The sequence below is a fragment of the Chitinibacter sp. ZOR0017 genome (genome assembly GCF_000799095.1).
GTDB classification, from domain to species: Bacteria; Pseudomonadota; Gammaproteobacteria; order Burkholderiales; family Chitinibacteraceae; genus Chitinibacter; species Chitinibacter tainanensis.
This window is the reverse complement of sequence record NZ_JTLG01000003.1, coordinates 1-22697: the sequence shown is the minus strand read 5'-3', so window position 1 is coordinate 22697 and position 22697 is coordinate 1. Positions and strand designations below refer to the sequence as shown.

The 22697-nt window shown below is 58.5% G+C and carries 19 protein-coding genes; 14 read left to right on the top strand and 5 right to left on the bottom strand.

The window, feature by feature from the left end:
• Positions 1 to 16 precede the first annotated feature (16 nt).
• Complete coding sequence (locus L991_RS17890) at positions 17 to 2053, bottom strand: S8 family serine peptidase (protein WP_052190454.1); 2037 nt, start codon at positions 2051 to 2053, stop codon at positions 17 to 19.
• Between the two features lie 303 nt (positions 2054 to 2356).
• Complete coding sequence (locus L991_RS17945; RefSeq protein ID WP_051258607.1) at positions 2357 to 4765, bottom strand: methyl-accepting chemotaxis protein; 2409 nt, start codon at positions 4763 to 4765, stop codon at positions 2357 to 2359.
• A gap of 231 nt (positions 4766 to 4996) precedes the next feature.
• Between L991_RS17945 and eco the strand changes: the two genes are divergently transcribed.
• The 3 genes from eco to L991_RS00495 all read left to right on the top strand — a co-directional run bounded on the left by eco (position 4997) and on the right by L991_RS00495 (position 7628).
• Positions 4997 to 5470, top strand: a complete 474-nt coding sequence (gene eco, locus L991_RS00505) for a serine protease inhibitor ecotin (protein ID WP_028448303.1) — start codon at positions 4997 to 4999, stop codon at positions 5468 to 5470.
• Between the two features lie 201 nt (positions 5471 to 5671).
• Complete coding sequence (locus tag L991_RS00500) at positions 5672 to 6031, top strand: DUF2750 domain-containing protein (RefSeq protein WP_047390971.1); 360 nt, start codon at positions 5672 to 5674, stop codon at positions 6029 to 6031.
• A gap of 103 nt (positions 6032 to 6134) precedes the next feature.
• Positions 6135 to 7628, top strand: coding sequence for a sensor domain-containing diguanylate cyclase (locus L991_RS00495; RefSeq protein ID WP_052190461.1), 1494 nt, complete (start codon positions 6135 to 6137; stop codon positions 7626 to 7628).
• Here the strand turns inward: L991_RS00495 and L991_RS00490 are convergent, their stop codons facing one another.
• A complete protein-coding gene (locus L991_RS00490; RefSeq protein ID WP_081986355.1) occupies positions 7629 to 8567 on the bottom strand; it encodes an AraC family transcriptional regulator in 939 nt (312 codons plus the stop codon). It lies immediately after the preceding gene.
• Between the two features lie 132 nt (positions 8568 to 8699).
• Between L991_RS00490 and L991_RS17120 the strand changes: the two genes are divergently transcribed.
• Both L991_RS17120 and L991_RS00475 read left to right on the top strand, forming a co-directional pair.
• Entirely contained in the window at positions 8700 to 10274 is a 1575-nt protein-coding gene (locus L991_RS17120) for a carbohydrate-binding protein (protein WP_052190452.1), read from the top strand.
• A 162-nt stretch (positions 10275 to 10436) separates the two neighbouring features.
• The gene (locus tag L991_RS00475; RefSeq protein WP_047390962.1) at positions 10437 to 11219 is read left to right on the top strand and encodes an ABC transporter substrate-binding protein; all 783 of its coding nucleotides are present in this window, start codon (positions 10437 to 10439) and stop codon (positions 11217 to 11219) included.
• A 65-nt stretch (positions 11220 to 11284) separates the two neighbouring features.
• On the opposite strand, the gene L991_RS00470 is transcribed toward L991_RS00475, so the two are convergent.
• Together L991_RS00470 and L991_RS00465 are read right to left on the bottom strand one after the other, a co-directional pair.
• Positions 11285 to 12745, bottom strand: coding sequence for a sodium:alanine symporter family protein (locus L991_RS00470; RefSeq protein WP_047390954.1), 1461 nt, complete (start codon positions 12743 to 12745; stop codon positions 11285 to 11287).
• A gap of 120 nt (positions 12746 to 12865) precedes the next feature.
• Positions 12866 to 14314, bottom strand: coding sequence for a PLP-dependent aminotransferase family protein (locus L991_RS00465; protein WP_047390951.1), 1449 nt, complete (start codon positions 14312 to 14314; stop codon positions 12866 to 12868).
• A gap of 107 nt (positions 14315 to 14421) precedes the next feature.
• Between L991_RS00465 and L991_RS00460 the strand changes: the two genes are divergently transcribed.
• From L991_RS00460 to L991_RS00420, 9 genes are all read left to right on the top strand, one after another.
• Positions 14422 to 14967: a GNAT family N-acetyltransferase gene (locus L991_RS00460; RefSeq protein ID WP_052190451.1), complete on the top strand. Its 546-nt coding sequence runs from the start codon at positions 14422 to 14424 to the stop codon at positions 14965 to 14967.
• Entirely contained in the window at positions 14964 to 15401 is a 438-nt protein-coding gene (locus tag L991_RS00455) for a rhodanese-like domain-containing protein (RefSeq protein ID WP_047390949.1), read from the top strand. The genes L991_RS00460 and L991_RS00455 overlap by 4 nt, the downstream gene beginning before the upstream one ends.
• Positions 15376 to 16143, top strand: coding sequence for a GNAT family N-acetyltransferase (locus tag L991_RS00450; RefSeq protein ID WP_052190450.1), 768 nt, complete (start codon positions 15376 to 15378; stop codon positions 16141 to 16143). The genes L991_RS00455 and L991_RS00450 overlap by 26 nt, the downstream gene beginning before the upstream one ends.
• A 154-nt stretch (positions 16144 to 16297) precedes the next feature.
• On the top strand, positions 16298 to 17362 hold the full coding sequence (locus L991_RS00445; RefSeq protein WP_034618488.1) for an ATP-binding protein: 1065 nt from the start codon (positions 16298 to 16300) through the stop codon (positions 17360 to 17362).
• 38 nt (positions 17363 to 17400) lie between these two features.
• Positions 17401 to 17793 carry a response regulator transcription factor gene (locus L991_RS00440; protein WP_197053749.1) on the top strand — a complete coding sequence of 131 codons (393 nt, stop codon included), beginning with the start codon at positions 17401 to 17403 and terminating at the stop codon, positions 17791 to 17793.
• A 35-nt stretch (positions 17794 to 17828) separates the two neighbouring features.
• Positions 17829 to 19565, top strand: a complete 1737-nt coding sequence (locus tag L991_RS00435) for a PAS domain-containing sensor histidine kinase (protein ID WP_081986349.1) — start codon at positions 17829 to 17831, stop codon at positions 19563 to 19565.
• Positions 19566 to 19583: 18 nt separating this feature from the next.
• A complete protein-coding gene (locus tag L991_RS00430) occupies positions 19584 to 20348 on the top strand; it encodes a hypothetical protein (RefSeq protein ID WP_047390942.1) in 765 nt (254 codons plus the stop codon).
• Positions 20349 to 20369: 21 nt separating this feature from the next.
• On the top strand, positions 20370 to 20909 hold the full coding sequence (locus L991_RS00425; RefSeq protein ID WP_047390940.1) for a heme NO-binding domain-containing protein: 540 nt from the start codon (positions 20370 to 20372) through the stop codon (positions 20907 to 20909).
• Between the two features lie 34 nt (positions 20910 to 20943).
• Complete coding sequence (locus L991_RS00420; RefSeq protein WP_047390938.1) at positions 20944 to 22455, top strand: ATP-binding protein; 1512 nt, start codon at positions 20944 to 20946, stop codon at positions 22453 to 22455.
• Positions 22456 to 22697: the final 242 nt, after the last annotated feature.

Genomic DNA, 22697 nt, shown 5'->3' with positions numbered 1-22697 from the left:
TGACTAGGGGCGCGACTTAACGCTTGCTGCTGGCTACAGTCTGAGCCGCCCAAGGGCCCCATTGTGAAGCCCCTGGCTGCTCGCCGGTGGTCCACCATTTGGCTGTGTAGGTTTTGCCATTAAAGCTCACACACTGGCCGGCAGTGTACACGCTGCTGCTTACCCAAGCCGGGCAGGCTGGGGCGGCGGTCGGCGCGGTACTGGGTGCCGCGCTCGGCTGTGGTGTTGTCACCGGTGCTGGAGTTGGGGTGATGACCGGCGCGGTGCTCGGTTTGGGCGTGACCACGGGCGCAGGTGTGCTGCTACCGCTGCAGGCGCCGCCATCTTGCCACAGGGTTGGCGTAGCTTTCGGCGTCCAGTTGGCACCCACATAGGCCACATGCGTATTCAGCGCCCGATAGTTGCGGCCATCAAAGGTCACCCAATCACCCACTTGATAGGTTTTGCCTTCCGCCCAGGCGCTGTAGCAGCCGGCGCTCGGTGGCGTGGTGGGTTTTGGTGTTGGGGTCACGATCGGCGCGGGAGTCGGGGTAATCACTGGCGCTGGCGTCGGCGTGATGATCGGCGCCGGGGTTGGTGTGATCACTGGCGTGGGCGTTGGATTTGGCTCGGTGTTGTCACCAGCCGATTGCTTGGCCAGGCGGATCGCCGCTTCTGCATTCAAAATCCCCGCGCCGCAATTGCTGGTGGTGCAGCCACCGCTACTTGGGAATGCCGTCGCCGACTGGCGCAGCAAGCTCACCACGTCGTTGTATTTCAGCTTGGGATTTACACCCAGCATCAGCGCAACCGCCGCCGCAACGTGCGGCGTGGCCATCGAAGTGCCATTCATGCCGGTGTAGCCGGCGCCATTGGCCGACAAATCAACGCGGCTGGCGCTCTTGTTCACCGTGGAGGTGATGCGAATGCTGCCATTCCCGCCCGGGGCAGCCAGTGTCACTTTGCTACCAAAGTTGGAATAGCTGGCTTTTTCGCCCGACTGGCCGGTGGCGGCCACTGTGATGACATTGGCGCAGTTGGCGGGGGTTGCTTGTGAGGCATCACGGCTTTCATTGCCGGCCGCCACCACGATAATCGCCCCGGCATTCACCGCGTCATTAATCGCCGACTGATAGTAGCTTGGGCAAGAGCTGGAGCTACCACCCAGACTCATATTGATCACTTTGGCTGGATTCGGGTTGGGGATGCTAGGGTGCACGCCGGCGGCCCAGCGGATGGCATCGGCAATATCAATCGCCGAGCCGCCGCCTTTACCCAGCGCGCGAACTGGCAGAATGCGCGCGTTGTAGGCGCCACCGATCACGCCCACATTGTTGTAGCCCAGCGCGGCAATGGTGCCGGCCACGTGTGAGCCGTGGAAAGAGCTATTGCTGGTGCGCTGGCAAATCTGATTGCTGACATCGCTGCTGGTGCACCAGTCGCCTTGATCCAGTGCGCCGGCAAATGGCTTGATGGTGCGGCTGCCGCTGGTCCAGTCGCAGGTGCCGGCGCGATAGCAGTCGGTAACGAAGGTATAGCCGTCCGACACATAGTTGCCGGCCAACGGGCTTAACGTGCCCAAATCAGGGTGCGGCACCGCGCCGGTATCAATCACGCCCACCACGACATTCTGACCGCTACCAAATTCCCATGCGCCGAGAAAGTTCGCGCCATAGCTGCGACCCGGTACCGGGGCGAGGAAATCCCACATCGAGCTCCACAGGCTGTCATTGGGCTGCACCACGCCTTGTGGATACATGCGGATATCAGCCTCAACGGCGGCAAACTCGCCACTGGCCTGCAGTTTTTGCAGATAGGCTTTCAGCTCGGCATCGCTCAGGCCTTTGGGCAGCTGAATCACATGCGATTCGCCGTCGGCCATGGTAAAGGCATGCCGGCCTTTGCCCTGCGCTGCTTGATTTAGCGTATCGCTGACATCATTGGCGCTCAGGCTGCGCATCATCGGCGAGGGTTTGAGTTTGACCACAATCCGGTCAACGGTGTCGGCCTGCGCCGTGAGGCCGAGCGAGGCCAGTGCGCACGCGACCAGCGCGTGGCAAGTTTTGATTTGCATGAGGGATCTCCATCCTATTTGGTTAAGTCTTGCCCGACCGTTTTGCGCCGGTTTTGTGTTTTCGTTCGGCAAGACACAAGGAGGATAGGGGATATGCGGGTGGGATAAGACCTGCGGAAATCCCTAATGCGGGGCGATTTGCTGCATGAATCACAAAGCAGCCTAGTTCACACGGGGGTATGTGCGCAAAGCCATTGCAGATCAAAGCTTTGCAGCTTATACGCGGCAGGGTAAAGCACACGCCACCCAAGTGGGCGGCGTGGGTAATTGCAACATGTGTGTCACAACCGGCGGTTGCCGCGTTTAGGCGGGCAGGGCCGCCAGTGGGGCGGGATTTTTGCTCAACAGAGTATCGGCTTTGAGCTTGAACGTACCGACCGCTTCAGCCAATACATGCGCCTGCTCGGCCAGCGATTCGGCCGCTGCGGCAGCCTCTTCGACCAGCGCGGCATTTTGCTGGGTGACTTCATCCATCTGGGTGACGGCCTGATTCACCTGCGCAATGCCGGCGCTTTGCTCGCTGGAGGCGGCGGCAATTTCGCCAATCAGCGTGCTCACCCGGTCAATACTGGCCTCCACCTGCCCCATGGTGTGGCCGGCTTGCTGTACTTGCTGGCTGCCATGCTCGACCTGATGCACCGAATTGCTGATCAGCTCTTTGATCTCTTTGGCCGCGACAGCTGAGCGTTGGGCCAGATTGCGCACTTCCGAGGCCACTACCGCAAAACCACGGCCTTGCTCGCCGGCACGGGCGGCTTCAACTGCGGCATTTAGCGCCAAGATATTGGTCTGGAAGGCAATGCCATCAATCACCCCAATGATGTCGACAATTTTGCGCGACGCATCTTGAATCGCCTGCATGGTGTCTACCACCTGGCGCACACTCTGGCCGCCTTCTTTGGCGATACGTACCGATTCGCGGGCAAGGTTGTTGGCTTCTTTGGCGTGATCGGCATTTTGCCGCACGGTGCCGGTCAGCTCTTCAGTGCTGGCGGCGGTTTCTTCCAGATTGGCGGCTTGGGTTTCGGTGCGGCGTGATAGATCGGTATTGCCCTGCACGATTTCCCCGACCGCCCGCTGAATGGTCAGGCCCGAGAGCTGAATTTCACCCACCAGCTGCTGCAGATTACTCACCGTGGTGTTCACCGCGGTGCTGGTTTCACCAAAGAGGCCCGGATAGCTGTGGGTAATCATCTGGGTGAGATCGCCTTTGGCCAGGGCGCTGGACACGCGCATCACATCGCGCAGACCATTGTCGGTGACGCTGGAGAGCTGATTGAGCTGCTCGGCCAGCTCGAGCGAGAAGCCCTGTTTATTGGCCAGCTCCAGTCGCTGGCTGAAATCACCCTGATTGGCGGCGGCGCTGACTAGTTCGTTCACTTCACCGATCAGGCTACGCAGGGTGGTGACGGTACCGTTCACCCCTTGCTGTGCCCGGCCAAACAGGCCCGGATAATCCTGCGTAATAGTTTGACTCAGATCGCCGCGCCCCAGCGCTTCGCTCACCCGCAGGATGTCGTTAAAGCCGACGTCGCAGGTGATGATCAGCTGATTGAGGTTTTCCAGCATGCTGCGGAACATGTATTGATATTGCTCGGCATTGCAGCGCTGGCTGAAATCGCCCTTGGCGCCGGCTTCGGCTAGCCTCTGAATATCGCCGCTAATCGCCAGCAAGGCGCGTTTTACTTCGGTAATGGCTGCGGTGATCTGGGCTTTTTCACCCGGCAGGGCCGGCATATCGCGGCTGAAATTGCCCTGCGAGTATTCGCCAATCACGGCAATGGTTTGCTGGATGACCTGAATATGCTCGCTCACCAGCGTGTTGACTTCCTGCGCCATGGTGCCAAAAGTGCCCGGGTATTGCGCGGCATCCATCCGCGCACTCATGGTGCCGGCTGCATGCTGGGCAGCCATATGTTGCTGGGCTTTGACAAAGCTTTGAATGGATTGCTGCATTTGCTGCATGGCCAGCATCAGCTGTCCGGTTTCATCGCGGCTATGCACCACAATTTGATGATCCAGCTCGCCTTTGGCAATACCTTGCGCCACCGCGACGGCACGCGAGAGCGGGGTGGAAATCGCGCGGATTAATAAATAACCCGATAGCATCGCCAGCCCTATGCCCACAGCCAGTAAAATCAATGACAGCAGCCGCACCTGCTCATAGGTTTGCTGGGCGCCCAGATATTCGGCTTTGGCCACATCCAGTTGCAGCACAATCAGCTCATTGATCTTGCCGCCAATCGGGTCGATGGTTTGATACAGTGGCCCATCAAAATCCCCCAGCTCACCGGCCAGTGGGCCCACATGCTGCTGCAAAAATTGCTCCAAGCGATCAATATCGGCATTGGCTTTATCAAATAGCCCAATGGCCTCGGTAGAGAGCTTTTTCTCATCACTGGTCAGCGTGGTGCTTTGATAGCTTTTCCACTCCTCGCTGATTTGCTGCTGCGCTTCAGCCAGGGCTTTGAGCGCGGTGGGGGCATCGAGCAGGCCGGCATTGGCCTTATTGGCGGTGTCGATCACGTTGACCGCATACAAATCAGCAATGTGTTTAAGCTGTTTCAGCGGCACCACGCGGTCTTCGTACACGGTTTTTAGCGATTGATTCAGTTGGCCCAGGTGGTAAATGCCGAGCCCGCCAATGGCCAGTAACAGCACGGCCAGAAAGGTAATGGTGTAGATCAGACGGGATTTAATCGTGAGCTGCATGTCACACCTGTGCAAAGTTGATTTAGACCTGACTTGCAATATGCAATCATCGTAATCTTGGTGTAGATCAAGTTTGCCAGAATAGGAAAAATTTTTATTCAGATGGCATGGCTGGCGCTGGGCGGCTTGGTAATTGTGCCGCGCTGTGCTGTGCAATCTTGCATCGTGCCAACGGCTAGCGCGCATTTATGCTTAAGGCATGCTTTATTCACCTCGAACAAGGAGCAGGATATGAAACTCACCGCACAATCAGTATTGGCTGGCGTATTGGCCGCAGGTTTAATCACCCCGGCACTGGCCGCGAGCGATTTGCAGCCGTTTCCACCGGCCAAAGAAGGCTATGTGCGTAAAGTGATCCGCCTGCCGGAAATGCAAAACCCCGAGCTCTATCGGGTGCAGTTGATCCCCGGCCAAGTGATCGCGGCCGATTGCAATACCCGCAGCCTGCGCGCCAAGATCAAAGAGCAAACCGTACAGGGCTGGGGGTATAACTATTGGACCGTCGGCCCGGTGAGCGCAGGCCCCACGACGCTGATGGCCTGCCCAGAAGGCAGCAAAACCGAGCGCTTTGTGCCGGTGTATAACGAGCAGCTGATTCGCTACAACGCCAAATTGCCGCTGGTGGTGTATGTGCCCGAAGGCGTTGAGCTGCAATACCGGATTTGGGCGGCGCCAGAAAAAGCGCAAGTAGCCGGCCAGGAATAAGCCCCGCTGCGCATGTATCAAAAAGGCGGCCTTGGCCGCCTTTATCTATGGGTATTGCCACGCATCCCTGTTAAATTAATTTCTGCATGACTATACGGGCAGGGGGTAATCTGAGGGTGTGCGAGCACGATAGCCCACTGGTTTGCAAAGCCGGCTAAACCCTGTAGGCTGCGCCGTTTTGATCGCTTCAGAGTGCGCGCCATGAGCCAAACTGCCCCGGATAATCAGGCCTTTTTTACCACTGTGGCCCAGCAACAGCAGCTGTGGAGTATTAAAGACGAGGTGGGTTTTCCCGCCCCGATGACCACAGCCGGCTATCGCAGCATGCCCTTTTGGGCCAGTGCCGAGCGCGCAGAAGAGGAAATCGCCGCGGTGGCGGCCTTTGCGGGCTTTACCCCGGTGGCCGTGGATTGGGCGCAATTTTGCGCGCAGTGGGTGCCAGCGCTGACGCAGGATGGCGTGTTGGCCGGCGTGAATTGGTCGGCCAGCCAGCCGGTGGGCGAGGATATCCCGGCGAGCGAATTAGAGGCCCGCGTGAACGCGGCGGCGCAGGCGCAATAAGCGCTTGTGGTTTTTCCGTGCCGCGCCCTTGGGTGCGGCTTGGGGCTCGCTACGCTCAGCGTGGATAATGCGCCATTATCCAAGCTGAATGGAAAAGTCAGGCGTGAATCTGTTTCGGGAACGCGGGCGTTTGCTCGCACTGGTGACGCTGGTGCTGGTGGCAGGCTTTGTCACCACCTCGCTCGCTAGCTACTGGGTATCACGGCAGGAAATTCACCGCAGCATCGTGAATAACGCGCTGCCGCTGACGGGTGATACGATTTATTCGGAAATCCAGAAAGACATGCTGCGCCCGGTGTTTATCTCGGCGCAAATGGCGCATGACACTTTTTTGCGCGACTGGATTATCGCCGGCGAACAAGACACCAGCCGCATCGAGCGCTATCTGGCCGAAGTGCGCCTGCGCAATCAAACCGTCACCAGCTTTCTGATTTCCGAGCACAGCCGGCATTACTATCACCACCAAGGTCTACTCAAAACCGTGGCGGAAACTGACCCGCGTGATGCGTGGTTTTTCCGCGCGCGCCAGCTCAAAGCCGATTACGAAATCAATGTCGATACCGATTACGCCAATCGCAATAAGCTCACGATTTTTATTAATTATCGGGTGAATGATTACGCCGGGCGTTTTATCGGCATTACCGGCGTGGGCATTACCCTCGATAGCATGGCCAAGCTGCTTAAATCGTATGAGCTGCGTTTTGGCCGGCAGATTTATTTTCTGAACCAGCAGGGCGAAGTGGTGCTCACCGGGCGCGCCGATCAGCATCGCGGCTCGATTCGCCAGCAAGCGGGCTTAAGTGATATCGCCGAGCAGATTTTGTCGCGCAATACCGAGCCCACGCAGCTGGTGTACCGGCAAGGCAGTGAAGAGATCCAGCTCAATAGCCGCTTTATCCCCGAGCTGGGCTGGTATCTGGTGGTGGAGCAAAACGAAACCCGGCTCTTGCGCCCGGCGCAGCGGATGCTGCTGATCAATTTGCTGATTTCGGCGCTGGTGACCGGCGTGGTGATTGCGGCGGCGCTGTACAGCATTAACCGCACCCAGCGCTTGCTGGAAAAACTGGCCAGCACCGATGCACTGACCCGGGTGAATAATCGCCAAGCCTTTGAGGTATTGCTGAAACAAAAAGGGCTGGAACTCGCGCGCCAGCCGCGCCCTTTATGCGGGGTGTTGCTGGATGTGGATCACTTTAAGCTACTGAATGACCAGCATGGCCATCAGGTGGGCGATACCGCGCTGCGGGCACTGGGGCAGTTGCTGCGTGAGCAGGGGCGCGCGGGTGACGTGGTGGCCCGCTGGGGCGGCGAAGAATTTATCGTACTGCTGGATGATTGCGATCTGGCGCAGGCCGCGCAATGGGCCGAGCGCCTACGCGAGCGCGTGGCCGCCGCGCCGCTGGGCTTGCCGGCCGAACAAAGCCTCACCATCAGCCTTGGTGTATGCCGTTGGGAGCGCCGCGAAACCCGTGCGGCCTTCTTTAGCCGGCTGGATCAGGCGCTGTATCGCGCCAAGGCGCAAGGCCGCAACCGGGTGGTGGTGGATGAATCCGCTGCTGCAGATACGGTAGCAGGGGTATTGCCAGAGGATGATTGATTAAATTGCTGTCGCAGTCGATACCCCATCGGGTATCCATTGTTGGCGCAATGGACGTAAGAGCTCGCCGGGCGAGCCGCCAAAATGCGCGCGATAGCGGCGCGAAAAACTCGCCACTTCTTCATAGCCGATCAGCAGCGCCACTTCGCTCACCGTGTAACGCCCGGTGCTGAGTAATTCCTGCGCCCGCAGCATGCGTTGTTCGATGATTAACTGCTGTGGGGTGGCACCGAGATTTTTCTGGCACAGGCGCTGAAAATGCGCCGCCGATACGCCATATTGCGCCGCCAGCTGATCCACCCGCCAGGCGCGTGCCGGCTCAAAGCGAATCGGCCGGAACAGCTCGCGCAGCCGCTCGGCCAGCGCATCACCGCTCACCGCGTTGGCCAGCATGCGCTGCAATAAGGTCAGCACCAGTTCCAGCGCGGTGGCACTGGCTTGCCCCTCGGCCAGCCGCGCTTCATGGCAGAGCGTATACATGGCGTAAAACAGGCTATGCGCCTGCTGAATACTGACAATCCGCACCGTCTCCCCGCGCAGGCGATCCCAGCAGGGCGCATCATTGAGCAAAAACCAGGCTGTGCGCCAATGCTCGCTCACCCGGCGAAAGCCGCTATGACCATAGGCCGGCAAAATCGCCAGCTGATTGGGCCCCAGTGGCAGGGTTTGCTCGCCGGCAATGATTTCGCCTTGGCCTTCCACCCCCACGATCAGCACATGAAAGGGCGCGCCTTTGCGCTCGACATGCACCAGCCCGCGCGCTTCCGACAGGCCCATAAACAAAATCTCATGCTGAGCCAGCAAAGACAGATGCGGGTGATGGTAATTGCGGGCGCCCACGCTCATTTGCTGGGCTTCGGGGCCAATTTCAAATAATTCTTGGTAAATCATCGACATGACAGGTGTCATCCGGACAAAGCGCAGATCAGATTCGGCCATGTTCAGGCACTGGCCAATCGCTTAAGCTGGCGCTGCGCTCCACCTTGTAAGCCTGTTGATTAAGCGGCAGAACGTTGCGGCTGGCAATGGCGCTGTGGGCGCGCACACAAAAAACAACAATCGGAGTGAGACATGCATTTTCAAACAATCAGCGCCGCCGCGCTGCTGAGCCTCGCGGTCGTGGCGCAGGCGGCCAGTCCGCAATGGCAGGAAGGCCAAAGCTACCCGGCCGGTACGGTAGTGAGCGACGGCGGGCAAGACTATCAGTCGTTGTTAACGCACACCGCCTATGTCGGGGCCGGCTGGCGGCCCGCCAATACCCCTACGCTCTGGCGCTTGCTTAGCACCACCACCCCAAGCCCAAGTACTGCGCCAAGCAGTGCTCCCACGCTCGCGCCGACTAGCCTGCCAACCGCCAGCCCCGTACCCACGCCAAATCTGACGGTGCCACCACCGCCCACTCCTACGCCGGTGGTGACGCCATTCTTGCCGCCGCATGGCCAGTGCGCTGCGGCCTGGCAAAGCGGGGTATATACGGCTGGCCAGCTGGTGAGCTATCAGGGGCATAATTTTGTGGCCAAGTGGTGGGTTAATACCGCGCCGACCTATGAAACCTGGGGCGCCTGGAAAGACATGGGCACCTGTTTGAATAGCAGCACCCCCGCGCCCACGCCGGTGATCACGACCAGCCCAACCTCGACGCCGACGGCGACCCCCAGCGCGAAACCCAGCATCGCCCCGACTGCGGTGCCAACGCCGAGCGCTAGCCCAAGGCCAACTCCAAGCGTTGTTCCGACTGCGGCGCCGACAGCAAGCCCTGCGCCAACGGCGACGCCCGCGCCTACCCCCACGATTCCAAGCCAAGGCTTGCTGTTTGATGATTTCAGCTACAGCAGCGTCAGCCAGCTGGGCGGCAATGGCTGGCAAGTGCGCAGCTGGGGTGGTGGCCCGGGCTTTAGCAATGGCAGCTGGAGCCCAGACAATCTCAGCTTTGTGCCCGATCCGACCAATCCGGGTAATGTGCTACTGCGGATGAAAGCGCGCACCAATGCCAGTGGTGACACGGTGAATGGCAATACGCTAACCAGCGGCACGGTGTCGCAAGCCGAGCTCAGCACACAAGAGGCGATTTACCTCAATGGCACCTGGGCGGCGCGGATGTATCTGGGCGATGAGCCGGTGAGTGGGTCCGATGGGGATATGGTGGTGAATGCCTTCTTTGGCATTACCCAGTATCTGGAAGGCGCCGAACCCTATAGCGAGATCGATTTTGAATACCTGCCCAATGGCGGCTGGGGCAAAGCGGGCCCCACCATGTGGAGCGGCACTTACGAAATCGCCGCCTACGATGCGTTGAATCACCCCACGGCCAGTCGATCGGGCAGCCTGCGCGGCTGGCATACGCTGCTGATGAATGTGAGCGATGGCTATATCCGCTTTTACGTGGATGGCGAGCTGATGCAGGATTACAGCGGGATCGCCCAGCCCGATCACCCGATGTATCTGGCGCTGCAAATCTGGCTGAGCAACGCCAGCATGCCCGATGGCAGCCCCGGCCTGTTGCGCAGCACGGCGTGGCGTGAGTACCAGCAGGATGTGGATTGGGTGTTCTATCTGCGTGATCAGCAGCTGGATCAAAGCGGCGTTGAAGCCCTGGTGCAGCAGCTGCGGCGCAATGGGCAGAGCTTCCTGAAAAACATACGCTAGGGATGTATGGCCCGCCAGGCATTATTTAATATGACCTTGCGGGCTATACCTTGCTAGCTTAAAGCCGTCAGGCCGTTCGTAAGCTTGGCCCGCAGTCGTGGCGGGTCTCAACTACACTGGGGCATTAGGTGCAGAAATAGGGCACCGCTCCGTGGAGGCTGCATGCTGCGACCTTGGCTCTGCTGGCTACTGTGTCTCTGGCTACTCACCGCGCAGGCTCGCGAGCGGGTGGTGCTGTTTGGCGATGAGGCGTATCCACCGTATTCCTATGTAGAAAACGGCGAATTTAAGGGCATTTACGTCGATTTTCTCAAGCAGGTGAGCACCCGGCTGACCAATTTCGAGCTGGAGCTGCGGCCGGTGCCCTGGAAGCGCGGGCTAGAGATGATTCGCCGTGGCGAGCAAATGGGCTTGTTTCCGCCGTATCAATTTAGCGAGCGCGGCTATATGGTGCCGTATTCGGTGCCGCTCTGGCAGGAAAGCTTGCTGATTGCTTGCCATCCCAGCGTGATGAATAAGCCGCGCACCCGTTTCCCGGAAGATTTTCTTGGCCTGCATATTGGCGTGAATCGCGGCTTTTTACTGGCGCGTACGCTGCAAACCGCCGCACGCAACGGCAAGATTCGCCTCGACGAAGCCGATAGCAACGAAGCCAATCTGCTCAAATTGGCGGCGCGGCGCATCGATTGCTATGCCAATGATGCGCTGTCGATTCGCTATACCCTGCATCGCCTGCAAACCAGCCCAGCTACGGCGGCCGTCACCCAGCATTTGCAGCTGGTTGAAACCGTGCAGCTGGGCGACCCGACCGCGCATGTGGGGTTTAGCGCTTATTTCACGCCGGTGTATAAAGCGCGCTTTATGGATGAACTGAATGCCGGCATTAATCAGCTGGTGAAAGAAGGCCTGATGCGTCAGCTGGTGGAGAGCTATCAGGCGCGCTAGCATGGGCCCGCCAACAAAAAACCGCGCCGAGGCGCGGTTTTTTACCTGACGCGAGCGCTGCACGTTTATTTGCGCACATCGGGTTCGCTGGCGTTGCTGCGGCTGGTCCAGTAATCGGCATTAGGAATGCCCAGCGCTTGTGGATCAAACTCGGGCTCGAGGCCTTTGGCCTGCTGTGCCTCGTAATCATCCAGGGCTTTCAGCGCCGGTTTTTGCAATAGCAAAATCGCAATGATATTCAGCCAGGCCATCAGCCCCACGCCAATATCGCCCAGCCCCCAGGCCAGATCCGAGGTGCGCACCGCGCCATACACGGTGGTGGCCAGCAGCGCGAATTTCAGCAGGAACAGCGCCACATCGCTGCCCGCCCGGCCGCGCAACAGGTAGGCCACATTGGTTTCGGCCACGTAGTAGTAGGCAATGATGGTGGTGAAGGCGAAAAACAGCAGTGCTACACCGACAAACATCGCGCCAAAGCCCGGGAAAATGCTCTCGACTGCTGATTGGGTGTAGCTCGTACCCGCTTCCACCCCCGGCAAGCCGCTAAACAAGAAGCCGCCGGCGGGATTCACCACATTGAATTTACCGGTGATCAAAATCATAAACGCGGTGGCCGAGCAGACAAACAGCGTATCGACATACACGGCAAAGGCCTGCACGATGCCCTGCTTAGCCGGGTGACTGACATCGGCTGCGGCCGCCGCATGCGGGCCCGAGCCTTGGCCGGCTTCATTGGAATACACGCCGCGTTTCACGCCCCACATGATGGCCATGCCGATCATGCCGCCAAAGCCGGCATCCAGGCTCAGCGCGGAGCTCACAATCAGCCGCAGCACTTCGGGCAGCAGGCTGAGGTTCAGCGCAATAATCACGCAGGCCATCAGGATGTAGCCCAGCGCCATAAACGGCACGATGATTTCGGCAAAACGGGCGATGCGCTTCACGCCGCCAAACACAATCAGCCCCAGCGCAATCACCACGCCCAGCGCAGTGGTTTCGGCCGGAATACCAAAGCCATTGGCCAAACCGCTGGCGATACCGTTGGCCTGCATGCCCGGCAGCAATACGCCGCAACCCAGAATGGTGGCCAGCGCAAAGGCAATCGCATACCAGCGCATACCCAAGCCGCGTTCAATGTAATAGGCCGGGCCGCCGCGCAGCTGGCCATTCACGCGCTCTTTGTAAATCTGCCCCAGCGTACATTCCACATACGAGGTGCTGGCGCCCAAAAACGCCATCATCCACATCCAGAACACCGCGCCCGGGCCACCAAAGGCAATCGCGGTGGCCACACCGGCGATATTGCCGATGCCCACCCGGCCAGACAACGTCATGGTCAGCGCCTGAAACGAAGACACGCCTTCATCGCTGGCTTTGCCATCGAACATCAGGCGAATCATCTCGCGCACATGCCGCACCTGCATAAAGCGGGTGCGAATCGAAAAATACACGCCCACGCCCAGGCACAGATAAATCAGCGCCGGGCTCCAGACGAAGCCATTGATGGTGTTCACCCAATCCTGCATAGCCACTCCAGTCGAATTAAATATTATTAATAATATGCGGCTGGATTGTCGCAGGCTGCCAGCATGACACCATCAGGAAAAACCTGTCAGTAATTACCCTTAGCCCCGCTGGCGGTGCCATCAGGCACTGTGGCGCAAGATACGCCCTAGGGTATCGATCTGGCGGCGAATCTCTTCGTTGCTTAGCGCCGCATACCCCATGAGCCAGCCTTCGCGGTCGGGCGGGCCGGCATAAAATTGCGCCAGTGGGCGCAACGGCAGCCCCTGGGCTCGGCCGAGTGTCGTCCAGCCCGCTTCGCGGCCGGGCGGGGTATACACCGCACATTGCAGCCCGGCGCTGTGGTGGCGCACTGACAACGCCGGGCAATGCTCGGCCAGACTGGCGAGCAAAATATCGCGCCGCCGCTGATATAGCAGCCGCATTTGCCGCAAATGGCTGGCGAAATGCCCACCGGCCATAAAATCGGCTGTTACCGCCTGCAAGAGCTGATTGCTATGCCCGTCAAAGGCAGTGCGAGCGTTGCTGAAGGCCTCGACCAGATTGGCCGGCACCACCATATACGCCAGCCGCAAGGAGCCAAACAGCACCTTGCTAAACGTGCCCACATAAATCACCCGCCCATCTGGGTCGAGGCTTTGCAGCGCTGGCAGGCTATGGGTGTCGTATTGAAATTCGCCATCGTAATCGTCTTCAATAATCCACGCCCCGGCGGCGCGGGCGCGCGCCAGCAATGCCATGCGTCGTGGCAGGCTCATGGCCATGCCTAGGGGGTATTGGTGTGAAGGTGTTGTATAGATGAGCTTTGGCTTGGGGTACTCCCCATTGGTATTAAGGCCTTCATCATCCACCGGCACCGGGCACAGCTGCGCGCCAGCGGCGAGCAGGGCATTGCGCGCGCCCAGATAGCCGGGCTCTTCGAGCCAGGCCAGCTCGCCCGCATCCAGCAATAGCTGCCCGGCCAGCAGCAAGGCCTGCTGCGAGCTGGAGAGCACCAGCACCTGTTCGGGCTGGCAATTCACCCCGCGCGCCAGCGCCAGATAGCTGGCAATGGCGGTGCGCAAAGCCGGCAAGCCTTGCGGATCGCCATAGCGCATCAGCGCGGGGCCATCCTGCCGCCAGCGTTGCAGCAGCAATTTGCCCCATAGCGCGTGGGGGAAAGCCTGGCTATCCGGCTGGCCGCTAAACAATTGGCGGCTCTCTGTACCGACCCCCAGTGTGGCCTCGCGGCAGGCGCCCGTATCGGCAATCGCTTGCCCGCGCTGCGAGAGGCGCGCGGCCGCCGGCGGGCTGGGTGAGCGCCGGAGCGGTAAGCTGGCCGGCAGGCTCACAAAACTACCCGCACCCACCCGCCGCTGCAGATAGCCCTCGGCCTCAAGCTGTGCATAGGCTTGCTCGATGGTGCTGCGGGCGTGGCCCAATTCGCAGGCCAGCTGGCGCGTGGCCGGCAAGCGGCTGCCCGCCGGCCAATGCCCAGCCAGGATCGCGGCCCGTAAAGCGCGGCTGATTTGCTCATGCCGCGGCAAGCGCGCCGCCGTTTCATCGCTAAGCCAGGCTTGAAGGCTGAACATTGGTCTGCTCCTGTGCGCAAAATTGGTCGGTTTCAGTAGGCCATTATGCGCGTAAAGTGGGCTGCAGTAAGCACCGCCGTGTGGCGGTCTGGATGGGGGAGTTCAGTATGTTGAATTGGCAAGCCGCCACACTGGCCGATGCGGCCGAGATTGCCCAGCTGCATGCGGCGAACTGGCAGCGCACCTACGCCGGCCAGCTGGCGGCGGATTTTCTGGCCGAGCCTGTGCTTGCCGAGCGGGCCGCTGTCTGGCAGCAACGCTTAGCGGCGCCCAGCCCGGGGCAGCAAGTGTGGCTGGTGCGCGCCGGCGCGACGCTGGTGGGCTTTTATTGCCTGTATCCGGCCCATCACCCGCAGTGGGGGCATTATCTGGATAACTTGCATGTGGCCACTGGCTGGCAAGGGCAGGGCGTGGGGCGCCAGCTGCTGCAACATGCGGCTGCGCAAGTTGCCCTGCTGGGGTATGACCCGCAAGGTCTTTATTTATATTGCAATCAGGCCAATACCCCGGCACTCGCGTTTTATTTGCGTCTGGGGGCGAGCCAGCAGGAAGCCGCCAGCTGGGCGGCGCCGGATGGTCAGACCATTGCCACCTGGCGAGTGAGCTGGCCGGCCGGTGGTTTAGATGATTTCACGAAAGGAGCAAGAACATGAGTGTGGTATTGAGTAGTGGTCTGGCCACCCCGGGTGCTGCCGCCGAGTTTTTTGCAGCGCAATTGCAGTTTCGCACTGATCCGGCGGATCTTGCCGCCGATTTGCTGGCCAAGGCACCGGAGATTGTGGTGCTGGATACCCGCTCGGTCGAGATTTATCAGGCTGGGCATATCCCCGGGGCGATCTCCTTTCCGCATCGCACGATGACGGCGGCGAGTACGGCGCAGCTGGATCGCAGCAAAGTGTATGTGTGTTACTGCGACGGCATCGGCTGCAATGGCTCGACCTGGGGCGCCTACAAAATGGCCAAACTGGGCTTTCAGGTGAAAGAGCTGATTGGCGGTATTCATTGGTGGCAACAGGATGGCTATGCCGTCGCCACGGGGGCTGAGCCGGGGGTATTGCTCGATGAGGGTATCCGCTGTGAGTGTTGAGCCAAATACTACTGGGGTGTATCTCAATGAATTTGGCCAGCCCTTGGGGCCATTGGTCCCCAACTGGCAAGGGGCGCAGTTTCCGCCGCGGCAAGTGCTGGCCGGCTGGGGCTGCCGGCTAGAGCCGCTGGATGCAGAGCAGCATGCCGCCGATTTGTGGCAGGCATTCAGCGCCGATAGTGGTGCGCTGTGGACTTACTTCAGCGCCGGCCCCTATGCCACGCTGGCCGAATTCACGGCAGAGCTCACACGCCGCGCGCAAGCGCGTGACCCACAGTATTACGCGATTATCGCTGCGGCCAGCGGGCAGGCGCTGGGCTTGGCCAGCTATTTGCGCATCGATCCGCACGCGGGGTCGATCGAAGTGGGCTGGCTGCATTTTTCGCCGGCCCTGCAGCGCACGCGGCTGGCCACCGCCGCCATGGTGTTGCTGATGCAGCAGGCCTTTGCGCTGGGCTATCGGCGCTATGAGTGGAAATGCAATGCGCTTAATCAGCCCTCCCGTCGCGCTGCCGAGCGGCTGGGCTTTCAGTATGAAGGCACTTTTCGGCAGGCCACGGTGAACAAAGGCCGCAGCCGCGATACCGCGTGGTTTTCGATTATTGATTGTGAATGGCCGGCCCGTTGGCGCGCCTATCAGCGCTGGCTGGCTGACGATAACTTTACGACCGATGGTCGGCAAAAAATGCGCTTGGCCGAGCTGGTGGCGATAGAAAGCCATTGCGCAATGGCAGCCGATTAGCTAGCAATCAGAATGATCGCCGCCGGCGTAGTGCCGCTGTGGCGGCGGTCAAACCGCTTGTCAGCTAAACCTTACGTGTAGGCCGGATGGCTTTGTTTATAAGTAAATGCTGATATAGATTCAAACCAAGGCCCCAGCACGCGGGAGGTGAATCATGAATACCGGGATGAGCTTGCTATTTAATAGCTTGAGCGATGGTGTGCTGATTTTATCTCCGGAAGGCAAAGCCCGATTTGCCAATCCAGCCGCCAAGCGCATGCTCGGCTTGCTGATGGGGCAAATTTTGCAGCAGGATGCCGTCGGCAAGCAGCTCACCGGCGTGCGCGCCGGCTATATCGAATTGCCCAGCCAGTTTCAACTGGAAGTGCCGGGGCAGGAAAGCCTAGCCGCTACTTTGCTGCGCAGCCCGGTGGGGGATGATTTGGTGCTGCTATTGCGCGATGTGGCGGCCCAGCATTTTTATCAGTCCACCGTCGATAATCTCCTCACTTTGGTGTATGACGGATGCATCACACCCACCAAAGCCTTGCTCGACACGCTGGCGCAAGCCAGCGCTAGCCCCGATGCAGCCCTGCATCAGCAGGCACTCGATTTATTCACCGAAGTACGGCAATGCCTGAAACAGATTACGGGTCTAGCGCAACTGCATGCCGGAGAGCCCCTGGGGGCGATCGAGCGGGTGATGCTGCCAGATTTGGTCAAAACGGCGTTGGAGCAAACACGCCAGCAAGCCGCTGGGCGCAAAGTCAATTTTGCTTTAAGCGGGCTGGATCACACCGAATTGCCACCGGTGTATGGCAGCCAAACTTGGTTGCAAGAAACCGTGACCTCCGTGCTGGAAGACATGTTGGCACGCAGCGTGGAAGGCGGCGAAATTCTGATCAAAGCGCGGCAATACGGCGAATTCGCCACGCTGGTGTTTTCGAGTAGCGGCCGGCCAGTTCCGGCACATATGCGTGACCGCGTATTTATGCCTTTTCATGGTACGCAGGCCGGCTCGGCGGCGCGCCCCGCGGGTTTGGGGCTGGGCTTGGCGCTGGCAAAGGCGGTGGTGCAACGCTATGGCGGGCATGTGCGGCTGGATGAAGAAAGCGGCGGTATCACCCTAGAACTGCCGACTGGCGCGCCACGCAAAGAAGCCGAGGTGAATGCCGCGCAGATCGAGCGTTACGCCCATGACATTAGTCAGCTGATGGCGCGGCGGATGAAAACCCCGTAGCTATAGTGAAATAGCCGATTAACCAAGTGCAGAGGTGCATGATGAAAACCTCAATTCTGGTAGTGGAAGATCAAAGCGATATTCGCAAGCTGATTAATATGACCATGCAGTTTGGTAATTACGAAGTGCATGAAGCGGATCATGGCTTGCTCGGGGTCAAAATGGCCCAGGCTGTGCGGCCATCGTTGATCTTGATGGATGTGATGATGCCCGGTGAGATCGACGGCTTGCAGGCCTGTGCTCGGATTAAATCCGACCCGGAATTACGCCATATCCCCATCATTATGCTAACCGCGCGGGGGCAGCAATCTGATTTCGAGGCTGGCCGCCAAGCTGGCGCAGATGGTTACCTGACCAAGCCGTTTAGCCCCTTAGAGTTGATCGATACCATCGAGAAACTATTGCAAGAGCGCGCCGCCGCGGGCGCTTGATTGAGTTGCCGGTTGCGCCGGCTAAGGAGTCCACTATGACTCGATCCATGTCGGTAGGCGGCAGTACACCGCTTGCGCATACTGCACTCGCCACGCCTGAAGCCTTAACGGTGCTGGCGCGGCAAATTCAGACGTGGCTAGCCGCAAGAAATACCGAGGCGCCATTACCCACCCTGCCCAGCAATCTGGATGAACCCGGCACTTTAGTGGCGCAAACCATGCTGGACTTGGCGCAGCACTTACGCTCGAGTGAAACCGATCTGCTTTTGCAGCAGGCTTGGTGCGACGAGGAAATGGCGGATCTGGACCACGTGCTTTCCGGGGTGTTGGGCGAGAAAGAGTATTTGCTCTACTCGGCCAATGCGGCGATGGATGAGTTTATTTTCCTCAGCCCCTTAGCGCGACAGTGGCTGGGGCTGGATCAGCCCGATATGCTGCACAGCCCGCAGGGCTGGCTCAAATTAGTGCACCCCGAAGATTACCCCGCAGTTAAAGCGGCATTTGATGGTGCTGCTAGCGGCCAAGGCGCCGAGCTGGAATACCGTGTGGTCTTGCCCGATGGCCAGGTGCGCTGGCATTGCAATCATTTCCACCCGGTGCGGGAACCGGGTGATGGTGGCGTGCGGGTGAATGGCATTATTTCGGATGTGACCGAGGTGAAACGCCGCGAAAAAATGATGATGGATTTTGCTTTCCGGCAGGAAGTGATTTTCACCCTCACGCCCGATTGTTTTGCCACCTTTGATCTCTCCGGCAACCTGACCTATGCCAATCCGCCATTTGAAAAACTGGTCAATATCACGATTGGGGATCTCACCGGGGTGGGGTTGCCCGAGGCCGAATCCATGCTCAATGTGCTGCTGACCGATAAATCCCCGCGCTTTGAGTTATGCCGTTGGGTACAAAAGTTGCAGCAAAAGCCGGACGACTTTGGTTTTGAATTTGATTTTGCCCCCATGCTCTTGAACAACCTGCCGGTGCTCGAGCTGCAAGGTAAACCTAATCGCTATCTGGAAATTACGCTATTTAATGCCGGTAGTGAAACAACTGCCACCGTACTGCAGTTGCGCGATATTACCCAGCAACATCAGGTAGAAATGATCAAAAGCGAGTTCCTTTCTACCGCCGCGCATGAGCTGCGTACACCCATGGCATCGATCATGGGCTTTGCCGAGTTGCTGCGCTTGCGTGATTTTCCGCCAGAAACTGTGCGCGATATCCTGGATACGATTTTGCGGCAATCCCGCCGGATGACTGGGCTATTGAACGAGCTATTGGATCTGGCTCGCATCGAAGCACGTGGCGGCAAAGATATTCATCTGCAGCCGCTTGATTTTGCTGAAGTGCTACAAGATAGTGTCAAAGCCATTAATCAAAATGATTACAGCGCCAAAATTCTCCCGGCCGAGCTACCCAAGGCCATGGTTAATGCCGATGTCGCAAAGCTTCAGCAGGCGTTGTTGAATGTCCTGTCTAATGCGCTGAAGTATTCCCCGCAAGGCGGCGAAATTACCCTCAGTTTTGATTTCAGCCGTGCGGGTTGGGTAGCGCTACATGTGGCGGATCAGGGCATTGGTATGACCGAAGAGCAGTTGGCACGCGTGTTTGAACGGTTTTACCGCGCTGATGATTCCGGATCTATCCCCGGTACGGGGCTGGGAATGTCGCTGGTGAAAGAGATCATCGAGCTCCATTCCGGCGAAATCAAACTCCATAGCATCTGGGGGCAGGGGACAACCGTCTCATTGTGGCTGCCCTTGTTGCCTATCTAGCCCAGCGAGGAGGTAAGCATGGATTACCAATTTGATTGGCAGATTGAAGAAGAAATCGAAGTCACTGAGGCCTTGCCCGATCCGATATCGCGCTGGTCGAGTGCTCCGCCGCCGAGTGACCGCGAAAGCATGGCTTATGCCCAGCTGTATAAAGTGATGTCCGATATGCAGGTGGCGCTGCGCCAGCGCGAAGAAATGATGCAGCAGATGCACGCTGGGCAGATTGATGTGTTACTGCGCTGGGCTACGCTGGCCGAAGAGTTGCAGCCATTTGAGCAACGTCGTGGCTATCGTATTGGGGTGCTGGCGGGTTTGCTCGCACACTTTGCCGGGCTTGATCGCAAATCCTGTGAGCAGTTGTGTCGTGCGGCCATGCTGGCGGCGATTTTGCGCACGGGCGATGGGGCCGTGCAACAGGCCGTGCCCTTTTTGCTGGCGGCCAGCCCGGTGCCCGAAGTGCAAATGAGTGAGCTGATTGTTTTGCAAATGGCGCTCTTAGCGCAAGGTATTCAGCATACGGCCGAGGGCGAGCTGGTGCACGAGGCAGCGCAGATGACCGCGCTGGTGCTGCAGCTGGATGATTTGCTCACTCAGGGCCATGGCCCCGCCCAATTACAACCGGTGGCGGCGGTCTTTAGTGGGCATAGCCCGCGCCTGGTGCAGTATGTGGGTGAACATCTCACGCAGTTGATTCATGCGCGGGAGCTGTGCTTGGCCTCGCAATGCCCTGAACGTTGTATTCCCGATCCTGCGCACCTCTGGTTGCAGCTGGTTGGGCTCTAAACAAATTTGGAGGAGCACATCATGTATGGATTGGTGAATCGCGCAGTCGAGCAGTTAGTGGAACAACATTTGGGCCCGACCGGCTGGGCACGCGTCTGCAAGCAGGCCGGTATTGCTGATGATGGCTTTGTGGCGATCAGTGCCTACCCCGATCAAATGACTTACAAGCTGGTTGGTGCCGTATCGCAAGAAATGGGCATGAGCCCCGAGCAGGTGCTGGAAGCATTTGGCGAATATTGGATTATGTATACCGCCGAAGAGGGCTATGCCGATTTGCTGCAAACAGCGGGGACTAGTCTGCGCGAATTTCTGGGCAATCTAGACCAGATGCATAGCCGTATCGAAACTGTCTTTGCCCAAATGGTCGCCCCGGTATTTTCAGTCGAAGATGAAGGGCCGGGCCGCTATGTATTGCTTTATCAGTCGCAGCGGGAAGGGCTAGCGCCGATGGTGGTGGGCTTGGTCAAAGGGCTGGCTAAGCGATTTGGCCAGCCTATTGAGATCGAGCAATTACCAAGCCGGGCAGGGTGTGCCGGAGTTTTCCGGATTCAGGAAGCTTGAAGCTGAGCCAAACGCGGGTTACGCGGAGACGGGCATGATTCACCTCACTGAAGCTGAATTGGCGCAAGCTTTCCCCTTTTATCTGGCGCTAAATCCAGAGGGTCAGATATACAAGGCAGGGGTATCACTCTGTAAAGCTTTTCCAAGCTTGGCTGCGGGGCAATACTTTGAGAATTGCTTTGCGATCGTGCGCCCCAAAGTGGCAACTGTGCAGGAATTAGCCGCTCAGCATGATGTTGCCTTGGTTGTGCAAGCGCGTCAGCAGGGAGCGTTACGCTTACGTGGCAACATTCTGGTTCGGGCAGAAGGCTTATTGCTATTACTTTCGCCGGTACTGACCTCAAGCGAGGAAATGCAGGCGGCGGGCCTGGGGATGGGGGATTTTGCTTTCCACGATGCCAGTGGCGATATGCTACTGATGCACCGAACCAACCAAATGTCCTTGGCTGACGCCAATCGACTCGCCAGTCGTCTGCGTAATAAATCCAAGCAGCTCGACACCGTGATGCGCTTAAGCCCGGATGGCTTGGCCTACTTTGGCGCCGATGGGGTGCTGAATTATGCCAACCCGAGCTTTCAGCGCTTGCTGGGGCTTTCTACCGAACAGCTTGATCATTTGCAACGGCGTGATTTTGAAGTCTGGTTACAAACCGCTCAGGCACCAGCTTGCCCCTCGCTGGCGCAAATGCTCGATACCCATTTGCCGCTGCACCTGTCTTTTAATGTGCCTTATCGCCGGGTGATCGAGTTGCAAGGCGCCACGGCCGATGAAGAGGGTGGGGTGGTGCTGTATTTGCGGGATATCACTGCCGAGGTTGAAGCTAATCGACTAAAAACCGAATTCCTAACCATGGCCGCGCATGAATTGCGCACGCCGCTCGCGAGTATTCGCGGCTTTTCCGAGTTATTGGTGAGTCGCCCCGTGCCCGCAGCGATGCAGCAAGACATGTTGGCCACTATCAATCGTCAGTCGGTCAATATGACCGAATTGATCGAAGATTTACTCAGCCTGAGCAAGCTGGATGAGCTGACCCGCGATAAGCTTAAACTCGCTAACCATGATTTGCGGGAGCTACTTGAAATGGCGGTTAGCTCTAGCTTTGCTGGGGCAGATGATTTTCTGGTGACGCGTGACTACCAAGTTGAGCAATGTTTGGTCCAGGTAGATCGGCATGTCATGCTGAAACTGTTTTCTAGCCTATTTAGTAATGTCATCAAATTTAGCCCCGAACACAAGCAAGTTGATCTACAGCTGCGGCCGCAAATGCGGGGTGATGCCGCCGGAGTATTACTGAGTATTCGTGACCACGGCATCGGTATGAAGCCCGAGCAGCTCGAGCATGCCTTCGAGCGCTTCTATCGCGCGGATCATTCTGGTCATCAACCGGGTACAGGGCTGGGGCTGGCCATGAGTAAAGATATTGTCCGGCTGCATGCGGGTGACATAGCTTTGGATAGTCGTCCCGCCGCAGGGGTGACGGTGAGTATCTGGCTGCCACAAAGTAGTTCAGCGGTGAGCGCTTGCCCCACCGAACACTGCTACTAAAGCTCACTTTTAGAGCAACCACAGCCCGCGTCAGCGGGCTGTGGTGTTTCTAGGCGTGGTTTTGGCGATGTTTGCGCTGGTGCTGCAGTGCTGCTGGGCGTGGGGGTTGATAGCTCTTCTTGGTTGGGCGCGATTTTCTTTGGTGCTCGCTGCTTTGCAAATCAATCGCTTATCGACTTGTTGGCGCTTTTTCGTTGGATTGGTGTTGACGTGTTTTCGATGGGTGGGTATAGTTCGGCCTC